The following is a 13,707-nucleotide window of genomic DNA, read 5'->3' on the forward strand; positions in this document are numbered from 1 at the left end:
TTGGTTATTAAACTAATTCTACCCGTTATGGGTTATTTTTTTAATTTATGTTGCACTTGAATTGTAAATTCTCAAGATATAAAAAAGCTTCCTCGCAGAAATGTGAGGAAGCTTTTATTCTTGGTTCACTTGTTATTCAGAAAGTTTCTTGGCGTCAGCGTCAATCTTTTCAAAACCGGAGCCATCTGGCTTCTTGCTACCACGCTTTTCCATGGCCTTACGAGCCATTTCCTTGCGTTCTTGCTTACTCAACTTTTGTGCCATAAAATTATCGCCTCTTTTCGCCAATGCGGTTTAAGTACTCCACAGATGTGAAATATCTAAACATCTTTATTATAACTCTCTTTCTTTAAAACGCAACTTTGCTTAGCCATTTCTTAAGAAAAAAGAATCTTATCGCCGAGAATTGTTTATTCTGTTCGAAAATTTGCTAAGATAAAACTAAGACTATTTCAAGGAGCGTTGGCAATGGCGAATGTTGGAAATGGTGCACAAGACATCAGTCAAGTGATTAACCATCAAATTGCAAATAAAATTAAATACCTTAAAGAACTTAAAGCAGCAGTGGACGCTCACGACGATAAGCAGGTTTATCAGTTATTGGATAATCAACGCTATGCCGCCGAAATTGAGCACCGGGAACAGCAGCCGAATGACCAGGGTGTTATGAACTTGGTTGATGATCTAGCCGATCAATTAAGTAACTACCTGAGCGGCAAATTGATTAAGTATCTAGGTCACACCTACCCATTCTTCTACTATGAAGAGTATCAAACGGGTCATTTCCGGGTTTACTTCGGCAATTGGTGGGATCGGCGGCTCTTTGGAGAGTTAGACGTCTTAAATCTGCGTTTTGTTTTTAATAAAGAGGAATACCAAAAGCTGGAGCAGAGTTTTGAGTTGGCCAAGAGTGGTAAACGTTATAACAGCGCCAAAATTGCCGAGTTATCGAATGAAGATGATCGCCTCCAAGATCTGATTGACAAATCCGAAGAGCGAGCCCGACAGAAGAACAGCATTCAAGATCAACTTCGGGATACCAATAGCCGTGGCGGACTTTTTGAATCCAGCCGTGCTAAAGAGACTCGTCAAAGCCTGGTTGACAAATTGGCTCAGCTGGAAGATGACGACAAAAAGACCGAAAATGCTGCTGAAACGATTAAGGCAAACGAAAAAACCGTTTTGGAACTGTCTAAGGAGAACACAATTTTGAGCTACGAACAAAAGAGCATCAATGATACCTTTGGCTCTTTTGATGACTTTGTTTTGGCTAACCGTAATTTGTACGCCAACTATCTGCAATCGTTGGATAACGAAAAGAAAGCTGGTGACCAGGAATGAGTAGCCAAAAGATTGTCTCTGCAACTGTTGACCGGGTCAGTGAGCTTAGCGCTTCAATTAAACAGGGCCTAGCCACTGGTCAGCGTTATGTGGACTTGCTGGACCAGCTGGTGACAACTTCGGATGCTGAAAAGTTGCTGGAGGCCACCCGCAAGCTAGTTCAGCTTGATTTAAACAACCCCTTCGTCCACTATCCGCAACATTACCAAGCGGCTGACTATTTTTTGCTGATGATGGATCGCTTGCTTCAATTAAATGGTGTTGAGGGATTGACGGTGATTGAAAATGACGCCAGCCACCAACTGCGCGGCGTTCTCGATTCTCTTGGACGGAACGACAATTTTAGTTTCCGCTATGATCCTGCCCATAATGGAGCCTTTTTTGTTGACCAGGCGAATGATGAACTGCTCTTTTTTGTGGATTTGAAAGAAAATGAGTTGCGCTTTTCGAACCGGGCTCTCGTTAATTCCTTTATTGCTCAGGGATTACGTCAGCATAACGACTTGGAATTGGCCGAGAGTGTAAAACCGCTGGTTGCTTTTGCTCGGCTGCTGGCTAAGAAGCTTGATTTCCACATTGACTTAGGAATTCTCGAAAGCGGCAAGCAAGTTTCCTATCAGATTGCTAAACCGGATCTGGATCTGACAATGATTGACCGGCTTTTTGTGGCGACTGCCGAAACTGACTACATGTTGATGAATTTGCCGAAAAACAATGGGGCCGAATTGCGCTTGGAAGGCGTTAAATTGCAGATTTCAATGGACCCGAGTGATTACAGTCGAGTGTGGTCTTTTGTTGTGCTGGATCCAGATGAACACACCAGTTTCTTTGATCTGCTTCTTCATTACCCGTTAGTGCGTCAGTGGTACTTGCAAAATCGGTCTGCCGTGGCGGTTCGGTCTTTGCCGTTGATTTTGCCGACAACTCCCGAGCAAGCAGCAAATAATGCGACTGCCGAGGAGCCGACAACTGATCAGGTTGGCAAAGAGACTGATTATGATTCATCAGCGGACACGGCAGAGTCTGAAGAAAGTGGGGAGCAGGAATGAAACTTGATGTAACCAAGATGCTTCACCGAGTCATCGACGCCGATTGGGCGCGGGCAGATGCAGCAGCCGATGATGATAATGCTGTTCTCCTGGGGGCGTCCGGCCGCCAAGACAATATTATGACAGCTATCATTATTAAATGGAGTCAGGGTGCTCAGCTGGCTGGTTGGTCTCAACTTCAAAAAGATGTTCAGGTCGATTCAAAAAGCTTGCTGAAGACTTACTGTCAGTGTCTTAATTTGATGCTGCTCTGGGCTGCTAAGCGTCAGTGGACGCACCTAGTGGTGTTGGACGATGCTGGTTGGCAGCGAATTGAACGGGCGGATGCGGCGAAAAAGACTGTTGACTTGAACAAGCAATTCCTGACGGTAATACGTTTGTTATCTGACGTTCAATTTACCCACAGCCAGGATAGCTTTCGTCACGCTTGGCACCTGATGCTGAAGGTAATTTTGATTGATTGTGGTTTTGCTGATCACGCCGTTGAGAATTGTGCAGTAGCATTGTCACAAACAAAAATTTAATGAAAGGTTTAAGAATGTTTCAAGTTTAATGGCAATTATTACAATTTGATTGCAATTTTGCCCCAGTGAGTTATGCTAACTTATAGTAAGACTAACGGGGGAGTGAGCTAGATGTTACCAATTATAATTGTTGCATTGATCTTGATTTTGTCGGCTGCGGGTCAGTGGTATTTTGGCTCGATGGCTAGCCAGGGGAAACATGCACACCGGATAAATGACGAGCGGAAGGCCAATTAATGGCCGAGTTTGAGCTCATCTTAAATCGATGGGGAAGTGAAATGAATGAAGATCTTTATTGCTGGTGCCACCGGCCGCGTGGCTACCAAATTAATTGATGATTTGCTAGCCGATGGACATCAAATCGTGGCCGGGTCGCGTCATCCGGAACAACAAGCTAAAAAAGATGGCGTGACGCCAGTCAAACTTGACTTGCATGCTAGTGTCGCTGCATTGGCAAAATTGGTGGAAGGAAGTCAGGCAATCTATTTTACCGCCGGTTCACGTGGGAAAGATCTGCTTCAAACGGATGCTTTCGGCGCTGTTAAGCTGGCAAAGGCGGCTGAGCAGGATGGTATCAAACGTTTTATCATGCTGAGTTCGCTCTTTGCGCTAGAACCGGAAAAGTGGGAAGCGACGGCTAGTTTACGCGGCATTATGGACTACAACATTGCCAAATTTTTTGCCGATAATTACCTGGTTGCGCAGAGCCAACTGAACTATACGATTTTACAACCAAGTGTTCTAAAAGAAACGGCTGGACAAGGAACGATTACGATTGATGATGGTCAGGATGGCGAAAATTCAATCGAAGATGTTGCGGAGACCTTGGCCGAAATTTTGGAACATGATAATACCGTCGGCAAGGTGATTAAGATGCGAGCAGGGACGACTCCGATTGCGACCGCGCTTAGTCGGGTTTAAATTCGTATCGATGCTCACTCCCCGTTGATAGTTCACAGATATACAAAAGAGGCAGTCAATCACGGCTGCCTCTTTTGTTGATCCTATAGTGATTTTTTCTATTTGTCGTTTTCGTTTTGAATCTTTTGGGCCTGCTTAAACATCTTTTTCAATTGGCCCGTCTTTTGCAAGTGGACGATTTCTTCGTTAACCTCTTTCTTCAAAGCCGGTTGGTTCTTTGGTAAAGCAATGTCAATATCCTGCAATTCAGCCGGCATCTTGAGATGCACTTTGGCAATGGCATAATCGTTTGGGTACTTGGCGACGTACTTATCGGCAACTGTATCTGAAGTGACGACCCCGTCCAATTTGCCGGCCTTCAAGTCCGTAGCCAGGGAAGCGGTAAGCTGTTCATTTACTAATTTAGCTTTCAGGTCCTTCTTGGCAATCATTTCTTCGGTGGAAGATTTTTCAACGCCGATTTGCTTACCATTGGCGTCGGCCGGGTGATTGTACTTGTTGGCGTCCGCTTTTCTAACCATCAATACATCCTTGCTCTTGTAATAAGGCTTGGAAAAGTCGACGGCTTTTTCCCGTTGCTTGGTCTTGGTAATCCCGGCTAAGGCCATGTCAACTTTATGGTTTTGCAGTTCAGTGAAAAGTGAAGCAAATTCCATGTTTTGGACCTTCAGTTTGACGCCGAGATGTTTGGCAATCTTCTGAGCGACCATAATATCATAGCCGACGATCACCTGATGCTTATTTTTAACGATGCTAAATTCGAAGGGGGCGTAGTCGGCTTCGGCAGCGGTACCCATCACCAGAGTGCCCTTCTTTTTGATGTTGCTAACACTATTATCATGATGGCCGCAGCCGCTCAATCCGGTAATGGTCAACAGACAGACAAGCGCTAGCAAAGAGATTTGCAATAATAAATGATGATTCTTCAGGTGTTTCATATTTTTTCCTCCATAATAGTTGGAACTTTTTTAAGTAATCTTAAAATACCGCTTATATGCACAAAAGTCAATAAATATTCGTTATTTTTCACTTATAAGCGGTTAATATACTTAATGATGCATAACAATTTCATCCTAGCTAGGATGAAATGCTCTTTGGCAAACTATTTTAAAAATTAGCTTGACATGGAATCGGTTTCACTATTTATTTTAGAAAAAAAGATACAGCATGATTAATATTGACATTGAAAACAGTGTTGCGGTCAATTTGCCAGCACTAAAATTAGCTAACGAAGGGGTGTAGAAAGGTTATGGCGACGATTAACGATATTGCAAAAAAGACGGGCTATGCGAAGTCGACAATTTCACGTTACCTAAACTCCTCTGGTTACGTGTCGGCAACGGCGCAACGGATTATTCAACAGGCAATCGATGAACTCGACTACCACCCGAACTCAATCGCACGGTCACTAAGCAATGGCGCAACTAACAAAATCGGGGTTGTTGTACCGCACGTGGAGCACGCCTATTTTTTGGAAACGATCCGCGGCTTGATGGACGCAGCAGTTTCAGCAAAGGCAGAGATGGTTTTGTTGCCGTCCGCTTATGATCCGAAGCTGGAAAAAAGGTATTTAAATCAGCTGCGGGACAAGGATTTTGATTCGTTGATTTTCACGTCACGTCAAACCCCGCTGGCAGAAATAGCTGGTTATCGCAAGTATGGTAATATCATTTGCATGGAAGATGCCTCGGCATACGGTCTGTCTAGTGTTTACGTTAGACGGGAGAATGGTTTTCGCGAACTTTTTAAATGGCTCAAGAGAAAGCAGATACGTCATTTGGCATTAATATTTTCGCGCAATACCCAAGCTAGCCCAACTTACCGCCAAGCGATGGCTTCGATGCTGAAAGTGATGCCGACGATCGATTACAAAACTTTTGGCGGTGTCAATTCTTACCAAGATGCCTACAAGGCAGTCGATGAGCTGGTTAGTGGGAACTTTGATTGCATTTTGGCCGATAGTGATGATGTGGCCGCATATTACTTGATGAAACTTCCCTTACTGTTAGAAAGAGTACCATTAGTGGTGAGTCACGAAAGCCAACTTTCGGGTAAGCTCCTTCATATTCCGAGCGTTAACGAGAATTTATATGAATTGGGTCAGCGCCTCTTTGCGGCGGCTGTTTCTAATCACCAGGTGAATATTGAAATTCCGTCCAAATTCTTGCCGCGGGATTGACGGGAGCTAGGTTTTGTACGAGCTGCCTTGCGTTCTTATTTTTGGCAGTGTTGTCGCAGGAAGGTGATTTCTGCGCGGTTGCAACGGTAAGCGACAGGATCGCCCTGCTGGTTAATATGGAAAACGTGGCCACGAGGGTGTTTAATTGTCCCGTATTCTGCAAAACGATGTGGAATTTGACGATCAGTCAAGAACTGATCAAAACGGACCCCGGTATCACGAAGTGGATCGTTGGTCGCGGTCATTACAAAAGTGGGTAAGAAGTCTGAACTAATATAATTTTCTACCTGCAGTGCGTCATGGTATTGTTGCCGACTAGTGGGGGTAAAGTAGGCATCGATGACGCTGGGCTGGGCGAGCTGCCGCTCTAAGAAGTAACAGCCGCAGTTTAACAATCCGGCACGTAAGGTGAGCTGTGGCTGGGTGAAATGTAATAATTTTCGGTAATGGGGGTTGGTGTAAGCGGTGATGTATTGTTCGGCCATTTGAGCACCGGCACTATCACCATCGATAAAGACGTTCTTTAGGTCGAAATCATACTGGTCGCCATGTGCGGCCACCCAGTGAAAGACCTGGTTGACCTCGTTGATTTCACTCGGGTAATGGACCGCCGGAGCAAGTTGGTAGTTGAAATTGACGAAGGCAAAACCAGCCTGGGCCATCATTAAACCGTAAAATTGGTAGGTTTCCTTGCTCCCATAGAAATAGCCACCCCCGTGCACATTGATGATGACCGGTAATCTTCCTGAATATTCGCTGGGGCGATAGATGTCGAGCAAGTTGGCTTTACCGTGATTGCCATAGCTGATGTTATCTAACCGTTGTACATCGGCCGGATGGGGATTTAGACCCGCGTCACGCTTGTCGTCGTTAGCTTTCCATGTCTGACGGAGTTGCTGGTATTTTGCCATTGTTTTTTGATTCATCATTATCACGTCCTTTGCCTATATAGTATAATGCTCAAAATAGTGAAGCTGGGGCTAACTCAATTATTCTCTGGCTTGTTGTCTCGATTTAGAAAGGGGCGTCAACTTGGAAAAAATAAAACAGCGCCGCTTCCGTCCAGGTTTTGTTTTTATCCTCATCATTGTTTTCGGTGCTGCCCTTATTTATGGCGGATGGCGGTTGAACATTGTAGCGACTTACCCGGTCAAGCAAACGGCGATGACGACTCGGCAAACGCGGGTTTCAGCTAACCATTTCATGCTGGGCCAGCGACAGGCGAAGGCCGGTCAGACGATCCGCATCAAGCGCTATTATTTAATGGGGCGCTTTGGAAAACAGCGGGTCGTCGCGCAGGTCGAGCTTCGCGGTGGCCATTACTACGTCTTAGCAAAAACGCTTCAACTTGGGCAAGCTAACCGGATTAATGCTTACATCGCTCGACAAGGCTACCCCCACCAAGCGATTACAAAAGATATTGACCCGCAGTTTTCGCGGCAGCATTATCAGACTTTATGGCATCACCCCCGGGGTGTGATCGTCCATGATACGGGGACGGAGAATACAACTGTTGCCAGTGAGTATAATTATATGAAGCGAAATTATGCTAACAGCGGGGTTTTCGTCCATACTTTTATCGGCGCCAGACAGATTTTGAACATTGCCAATGTGCACGACATGGCTCAGGGGGCAGGACCAGCAGCCAATCCCTACTATGTGCAATTTGAGATGCCGCACCAGTACACCGCTCATTCTTTTGCTATGCAGCTGGCCAACGCCGCTTACTACACAGCCCGTATCCTGCGGGATAATGGTTTAGCTCTGACTCCAGGCGGGGCTAATCGTTCAGGAACCGTTTGGACACACGCTCTGGTATCAACCTACCTAGGCGGGACGGATCATCGCGATCCGAACGCCTACTGGCAAACTTCGGCGGATCAACTATTCGCCACGACTTACGACCTGAATGATTTCATTCAGCTAGTCCAGGCTTACTATAACCGCATTGATTAGGGCAATTGAATAAAGTGGAACCTCCTGCTTAGTCCAGGAGGTTCTTTTTTACAGGCACTATACATATTGTGTATCCTACTATAAGGAAATGACTGTTCTAAAGAAAAGCATACCTTTATATAATGAGGCCATTGAAATCGACAAGGAGGTTAAAAAGGTGATGAAAGACAAAAATAATTTGGGACCGGTTGTCGGTAGCATTGATGGTCATGATATCCAGGCTAATCAACTGCAACGGAAGGGCTGGAGCTGGGGAAATGGCTATAATACTCCGTCTGACGGTGCTGATACTAATGCCGGTCAACAGCCGGTTCGCAAGTTGACCAAGGATGCGAAGAGCATCGTCATTTTCTGGTCACGTTCCGGTTCAACTAAGTTGCTGGCGAGTCAAATTGCCAAGCGGACGGGTTCAGACATTTTAGAGATTGTCCTGGATCATCCTTACCCGGCTAATTACCAGCAAACTTTGCATCGGGCAAACCGGGAGCGCCGTACGAATCAACCGCCGCGCCTGAAAATGTCGTTACCAGATCTCAGCCAATACGAGACCGTTTATCTCGGTTATCAAACTTTGGCAATGACGCTGAGTCAGCCGATGAAAGCCTTCTTGTTGGCGTACGGTCAACAGTTGCGAAATAAAGTGATCGCCCCGTTCTTGACCGAAGGCGATTACGGCGCAGGAGATAGTGTCGATTGGCTTCGTGAGTACACGGGCGCAGCTCAGATTCAGCAGCCTCTGGTTGTCGATGGAAATTGGGTTGATGAATCTGTCAGGAACGTGGATCGCTAGTTGACCAAAATTAATTAAGTAGACGAGTAAAGATTAAATGGGGATGCGATTGACATGGGTAATAGAACATGGTTAACAAAGTTATTTTTATCACTTGCAACGGCCCTGTTTGTCGTTTTAGGAGGAGACGGTTTGCAAAGAGCACATGCCGCTAGCAACAATGCTGGTAGAACCCTGATTATTTACTTCTCAATGACCGGAACCACCAAGCAGGCAGCCCAACAAATCCAACGAGATACAGGAGCCGATATTGTCCGTCTGCGTCGGGCCCAACCATACCCGTCAGGTTATGATCGAATGGCGCGGGTTGCCAACCGGGAACGGAAGCAAAACATTCACCCAGCAATTCAGCGTAACATTCCCGATCTCAGTCGGTACAAAACGGTGCTGATCGGTTATCCGACATGGTGGGCTCAGCCACCAATGGTTATCCACACCCTCTTTGATGACTATAATTTTAGTGGCAAAACGATTATTCCTTTTACAACTAGTATGAGTACACCGATGCGGGACTCCATGCCGACAATGCGGCAATTGGCTCGGGATGATGGAGCAAGTATCCGTAATGGCTTTAGATATGACAATAATAAAGCGGCTCTGCGGCGCTTTCTCAAGACTAATGGTCTCGTTAACAATCGTTAGGCTGCTGGTCGCACTTGACTGGTATTGATCTTGAAAGAGGGGATGCTGATGACAAGACGAATTCTTCAATTGATCTCAATTATCGTTGGAAGTATGGTGGTGATCTTGTTTTTTTCACAGAATGCCAAGGCGAATAGTTCCCGAGTTGAAACCATTAACTACCGGCTGAAGTACCGGGACCGGGAATACCGGAAATCAGCGCTGGTTTACCTGCCGGCTGGTTATGAACGCAGTCGTCGTTACAACGTTCTTTATATGATGCACGGTTCAACTGAAACTCCCCGGGAGTTCTTTAATGACGGCCACTTTCAACAACGGCTTGATAAGCAGATAGCTGCTGGGCAGCTCCAACCGTCGATTGTCGTTTTCCCGACTTATTACCCGAGCCGTAACTTTGTTGGCAGTAACTACTATCGAGATAAAAGTTTAAACCGGGCTTTTGCCCAGCACGAACTGATTCAAGATCTTGTTCCCGCCGTTGAAGGTCATTACCGCACTTTTGCCAAGGGAACTTCAGCCCAAGCATTGCAGGCTTCCCGCCAACACCGGGCATTTGGCGGTTTTTCGATGGGAGCAATCACGACCTGGTATGTTTTCCAGTCACAGCTTCCTTACTTTGCGGACTACTTGCCGATCGCGGGTGACAGCTGGACCGTTAAAAATGATGGGGGAGCCCGTGCACCGCAACAAACGGCGCAACGCTTAGCCCAAACTGCGCATGAGCACCCGCAATTAGATTTTCATATTTTTGCCGGGGTTGGTCGCAATGATGGTACTAGTGCTTCGATGACGCCGCAAATTCGTGTTATGCATCGGTTGCCAGCATTTAGCGATGATCGCTTGCAGTATTACCACTTGCCTGCCGGAACGCACAGTCCGCAGACGACCAGTCGTATTGTAATGCATTATGCCAACTAATTATTTCGATAAGCGATGAACTCCTAAGCTACCAACTTAGGAGTTTTTTCATGTCAAGCCTTGCGAGTGTCATGAAAACCCTTGATAATAAAGGAGTAAGTTGAAGATAATAATTGCTTTAAGGAGGACTTACGATGCGGAAAATTGCTGTGATTGGTTTAGGAAATGTTGGGACGACGGTGGCTCACGATTTGTTGCTGAGAGGGCTCGTGGATGAATTGGTCCTCATCGATAGCAACGAGAAAAAGGCCCAGGCCGAGTACTTTGACTTTAGTGACTCCTTTGCGCGCATTCCTAATAATGCTGTAATCAAACTGAATGATTACGGAGAACTGAAGGATGCCGACATCGTCATTACAAGCTTTGGGGATGTTGCGGCAACTGCTAAAACGGGCGATCGCTTTGCTGAATTGCCGATCAATTTGAAAAATGCCGAAACGGTTGGTCAAAAGATTAAAGCATCTGGCTTTGACGGCATTTTAATCAATATTTCCAACCCGTGTGATGCGATTGTCAACCGTCTCCAGGGAGTAACGGGATTGCCACACAATCGTATTTTCGGCACGGGAACCTTCCTCGACACCGCGCGAATGCAACGCGCAGTAGGGCATGTTTTCGGTGAAGCACCACAAAACGTGAGTGGTTTTGTTCTCGGTGAACACGGTAATTCTCAATTTACGGCTTGGTCGACGGTCAAAATTGACGGTCAGCCTTTGACTAAGTTGGCAGACGATGGCAAGGCTAATTTGGATGAATTAGATAAAACAGCGCGGGACGGAGCCTTTGTTGTGATTGAAGGCAAGGGTTACACTTGCTTTGCAATTGCAGCTTGTGCGGTAGAGATGGTGCAGGCAGTCTTCGCTGATTTGCATCAATTTATGCCTGCCTCTGTCTTCCTGGAGCAATATGATTGCTACATTGGTTACCCGGCTGTTATCGGCAAAGATGGTGTTGAACGAATTCAGCCAGTAGAGTTAACGGCGGATGAACAGAGCAAGCTGGATCAATCGGCACAAACGATTAAAGAAAAAGCAGCGCAGGGAAAGAACTAAAGAGCCGATGGCAGAGAGGATTAACTTAGCGGGTGGCAGTTTAAGTCTGGCTGAACTGAATGCCATTTTTAGAACCATTCCCGAAGAATTTGATTTTATTGATGATCATGATATTGTTCGTTGGTCTTCTGCTAACAAGCACCGTCTATTTAAGCGGACCGATGATGATCTGGGGAAGAATGTCCTGGAGGTTCATCCGGGTCATAGCCAAAAGCGAGTTCAGCAAGTTCTAGATCAAATGCATGGTGGGAAACGCGGTGAATTGTCGCTGATCATCCATTATCATGATCGGCCGATCAATATCGCCTTTTACGCTTTGCACGATGAGAACGGAAACTATCTCGGCTGTGTCGAAGTAACGCAAGATGTTTCTGGACATCAGGAACGGGGCAGTTGGTGGCATAATCTGCGACAGGTCCTGTTTCGCCACTAAGTGAAGAAATGACGTGATCTGTGCTAGGATGGGAATAGATTTGACAATTAATGGAGGAAATACATCTATGACTTTACCATTTCAAGCCATTGCTTTCGACATGGACGGCACTTTTGCCCATGACGATAAAAGCTATGATAAGGCGCGTTTTGAGCGGATTTTATATCAACTGCGAGATCGTAATGTTCACGTGATTGTTGCAAGTGGCGACCAATATGAAAACTTGCGTCAGTATTTCCCGGAAACTTTTAGACATTTAACTTTTGTTACTGAAAATGGTGCCTACGTCGTCGAAGATGATCAAGCGCTGATGACTAAGACGATTGAGCCATCGGTTGTCCGCTCCCTGATCCCCTTCATGGTTGATGAGCTTCACTTAATTCCCCTAATGGTTGGGACAAAGGCAGGTTATCTTTCCCGGCAAATGTCACCTGAAATGATGAAAGTGATGAAATTTTACTTTCCAAAACATTCGCTGGTTGACAATTTTGACGTCCTGCCTGATGATCGTTTTTTCCAAATCTCTTTTACAGTTAACGATGAAGCGGAGACTAGAAGGTTATTAGCTGCTATCCAGAACCGCTTTGGTAACCGCCTGGCGGCAACGCCTAGCGGGAACGGTTCTGTTGATTTGACAGTGCCGGGGGTCGACAAGGCTTTTGCCCTCCGTTTCTTGTTGAAGAAGTGGAAGATGAGTGCTGCCAAATTGTTGGCTTTTGGGGATGGTGGCAATGATGTCACAATGCTCAAGCTAGCAGGAACCAGTTGGGCAATGCCTAATGGCGGCCAACCGGCTAAGCAAGCTGCCGGACAGGTGGCTCCGAAGGATAACAATCATGATGGAGTACTCGACCTTTTGGAAGCTTATTTACAAAAGAAAATGTAATTATATACGCGAGTCATTAATCTGTTTGAGAGTGTCATGGATTGTTGGCCTCAGTGTTATTCTCACACAATTAGAGTCATAATTTTGCTCGTGGTAATGGGCAGTAACGGATCGACCAAATAGTTTGATATCGAGTTGAGTCTGTGTGGCCTGCTTTTGAGCAAAAATATTCCCCCTTCGACGTTGAAATAACAACGTTTAAGGGGGAATTTTTAGGCCTCATTGAAAAAAGCTGGGAGAGCATTTGACTCATTTGGCGTTTAGTGTTTTTGTTAATAAAAACCTTCCTGATAGCTTGGCTTTGGTACGATATAGTACTACCATAATAAGTGAAGGGAGGGAAGATAATGAGTAAGCACAAAAAGAAAAAAGCCCAGCTTGAAAAGTTGGAACTTGGAATCTTAAAGTGGACAGCAATTGGATCAGGACTTCAATTGACTGATGACTTTATAAAAATGATTAGCAAGTTGCTTAACAAACGCTAGGCTTACAAACGACAGGGCTAAGGTCCTGCCTATTTGTGCAACTCAAATTTACCATGAAAAAACTAGAAAGTAAAAGAAGTAAACTAATTGCGTTGGTTGGCGTTCTGGTTGCATTGGATATCGTTGTGCGGTTCATTACCAAGTTCTTATGAGTTCAATTGATTTAACAAGCCCTGATATTATGGACGCTAAAGAAGCATCTATAATTTGGGGACATGCCGAGAATTATGTACGAAGGGCGTACCAACAAAATCCTAATAAATTTCCTAAAGGATCAATAAGAAAGTTCGGTAAGCAGTGGATTATTACTACCGCAGGTATGGAAGCTATTACCGGGGTAAAAGATCCAAGAAAACAAAATAAACACTAGTGACGTGTACCCAAAAAGTTGGAAGTTAAATATTCTGGCTTGATAATTGAATAAATATTTTTTCTAGGCAACTAGACACTGTTTATATTGATACGGTGTTTGGTTGCCTAGTTTTGTTTGAATGCGCCGTTCATTATAGAAATGTAGCCATTCTTCAATTG

Annotated in this window: 19 protein-coding genes; 15 read left to right on the forward strand and 4 right to left on the reverse strand. The window is 45.3% G+C overall.

What is annotated here, in order from left to right:
• Positions 1–132 precede the first annotated feature (132 nt).
• Positions 133–264 (reverse strand): hypothetical protein, encoded by a 132-nt coding sequence (locus QOR82_RS07375; protein ID WP_283584134.1) that lies wholly within the window; start codon positions 262–264, stop codon positions 133–135.
• A gap of 198 nt (positions 265–462) precedes the next feature.
• Here QOR82_RS07375 and QOR82_RS07380 point away from each other — a divergent pair, with 198 nt between their 5' ends.
• The 5 genes from QOR82_RS07380 (at position 463) to QOR82_RS07400 (ending at position 3,835) form a co-directional block, all read left to right on the forward strand.
• A complete protein-coding gene (locus QOR82_RS07380; protein ID WP_408612935.1) occupies positions 463–1,341 on the forward strand; it encodes an exonuclease SbcC in 879 nt (292 codons plus the stop codon).
• Complete coding sequence (locus tag QOR82_RS07385) at positions 1,338–2,390, forward strand: hypothetical protein (protein ID WP_283584136.1); 1,053 nt, start codon at positions 1,338–1,340, stop codon at positions 2,388–2,390. The genes QOR82_RS07380 and QOR82_RS07385 overlap by 4 nt, the downstream gene beginning before the upstream one ends.
• On the forward strand, positions 2,387–2,914 hold the full coding sequence (locus tag QOR82_RS07390) for a hypothetical protein (RefSeq protein WP_283584137.1): 528 nt from the start codon (positions 2,387–2,389) through the stop codon (positions 2,912–2,914). Before QOR82_RS07385 ends, QOR82_RS07390 begins: the two co-directional genes overlap by 4 nt.
• Positions 2,915–3,025: 111 nt before the next feature.
• Positions 3,026–3,151 (forward strand): hypothetical protein, encoded by a 126-nt coding sequence (locus QOR82_RS07395; protein ID WP_283584138.1) that lies wholly within the window; start codon positions 3,026–3,028, stop codon positions 3,149–3,151.
• 45 nt (positions 3,152–3,196) lie between these two features.
• Positions 3,197–3,835: an NAD(P)H-binding protein gene (locus QOR82_RS07400; protein ID WP_283584139.1), complete on the forward strand. Its 639-nt coding sequence runs from the start codon at positions 3,197–3,199 to the stop codon at positions 3,833–3,835.
• Positions 3,836–3,933: 98 nt separating this feature from the next.
• Here QOR82_RS07400 and QOR82_RS07405 read toward each other — a convergent pair whose 3' ends face one another.
• Positions 3,934–4,773, reverse strand: a complete 840-nt coding sequence (locus QOR82_RS07405) for a transporter substrate-binding domain-containing protein (protein ID WP_283584140.1) — start codon at positions 4,771–4,773, stop codon at positions 3,934–3,936.
• Positions 4,774–5,084: 311 nt separating this feature from the next.
• Here QOR82_RS07405 and QOR82_RS07410 point away from each other — a divergent pair, with 311 nt between their 5' ends.
• Positions 5,085–6,014, forward strand: a complete 930-nt coding sequence (locus QOR82_RS07410) for a LacI family DNA-binding transcriptional regulator (protein ID WP_283584141.1) — start codon at positions 5,085–5,087, stop codon at positions 6,012–6,014.
• Positions 6,015–6,049: 35 nt separating this feature from the next.
• Here the strand turns inward: QOR82_RS07410 and QOR82_RS07415 are convergent, their stop codons facing one another.
• A complete protein-coding gene (locus QOR82_RS07415) occupies positions 6,050–6,943 on the reverse strand; it encodes an alpha/beta hydrolase (protein ID WP_283584142.1) in 894 nt (297 codons plus the stop codon).
• A gap of 103 nt (positions 6,944–7,046) precedes the next feature.
• On the opposite strand from QOR82_RS07415, the gene QOR82_RS07420 reads away from it, so the two are divergent.
• From QOR82_RS07420 to QOR82_RS07460, 9 genes are all read left to right on the forward strand, one after another.
• Complete coding sequence (locus tag QOR82_RS07420; RefSeq protein WP_283584143.1) at positions 7,047–7,970, forward strand: peptidoglycan recognition protein family protein; 924 nt, start codon at positions 7,047–7,049, stop codon at positions 7,968–7,970.
• Positions 7,971–8,130: 160 nt separating this feature from the next.
• A complete protein-coding gene (locus tag QOR82_RS07425) occupies positions 8,131–8,760 on the forward strand; it encodes a flavodoxin (RefSeq protein ID WP_283584151.1) in 630 nt (209 codons plus the stop codon).
• Between the two features lie 132 nt (positions 8,761–8,892).
• Positions 8,893–9,402: a flavodoxin gene (locus QOR82_RS07430; protein WP_283584144.1), complete on the forward strand. Its 510-nt coding sequence runs from the start codon at positions 8,893–8,895 to the stop codon at positions 9,400–9,402.
• Between the two features lie 48 nt (positions 9,403–9,450).
• Positions 9,451–10,320 (forward strand): alpha/beta hydrolase, encoded by an 870-nt coding sequence (locus QOR82_RS07435; RefSeq protein ID WP_283584145.1) that lies wholly within the window; start codon positions 9,451–9,453, stop codon positions 10,318–10,320.
• A gap of 134 nt (positions 10,321–10,454) precedes the next feature.
• The gene (locus tag QOR82_RS07440; RefSeq protein ID WP_283584146.1) at positions 10,455–11,372 is read left to right on the forward strand and encodes an L-lactate dehydrogenase; all 918 of its coding nucleotides are present in this window, start codon (positions 10,455–10,457) and stop codon (positions 11,370–11,372) included.
• Between the two features lie 7 nt (positions 11,373–11,379).
• Complete coding sequence (locus QOR82_RS07445; RefSeq protein ID WP_283584147.1) at positions 11,380–11,805, forward strand: PAS domain-containing protein; 426 nt, start codon at positions 11,380–11,382, stop codon at positions 11,803–11,805.
• 67 nt (positions 11,806–11,872) lie between these two features.
• Complete coding sequence (locus QOR82_RS07450) at positions 11,873–12,691, forward strand: Cof-type HAD-IIB family hydrolase (protein WP_283584148.1); 819 nt, start codon at positions 11,873–11,875, stop codon at positions 12,689–12,691.
• Positions 12,692–13,038: 347 nt separating this feature from the next.
• Positions 13,039–13,176, forward strand: a complete 138-nt coding sequence (locus QOR82_RS07455) for a hypothetical protein (protein ID WP_283584149.1) — start codon at positions 13,039–13,041, stop codon at positions 13,174–13,176.
• Between the two features lie 148 nt (positions 13,177–13,324).
• Positions 13,325–13,546: a helix-turn-helix domain-containing protein gene (locus QOR82_RS07460; RefSeq protein ID WP_283584150.1), complete on the forward strand. Its 222-nt coding sequence runs from the start codon at positions 13,325–13,327 to the stop codon at positions 13,544–13,546.
• Positions 13,547–13,609: 63 nt separating this feature from the next.
• On the opposite strand, the gene QOR82_RS09420 is transcribed toward QOR82_RS07460, so the two are convergent.
• The coding region (locus tag QOR82_RS09420; RefSeq protein ID WP_326521492.1) for an IS3 family transposase at positions 13,610–13,707 on the reverse strand (98 nt) is incomplete at its 5' end.

The sequence above is a fragment of the Limosilactobacillus difficilis genome (genome assembly GCF_947387495.1).
Taxonomy (GTDB): Bacteria; Bacillota; Bacilli; order Lactobacillales; family Lactobacillaceae; genus Limosilactobacillus; species Limosilactobacillus difficilis.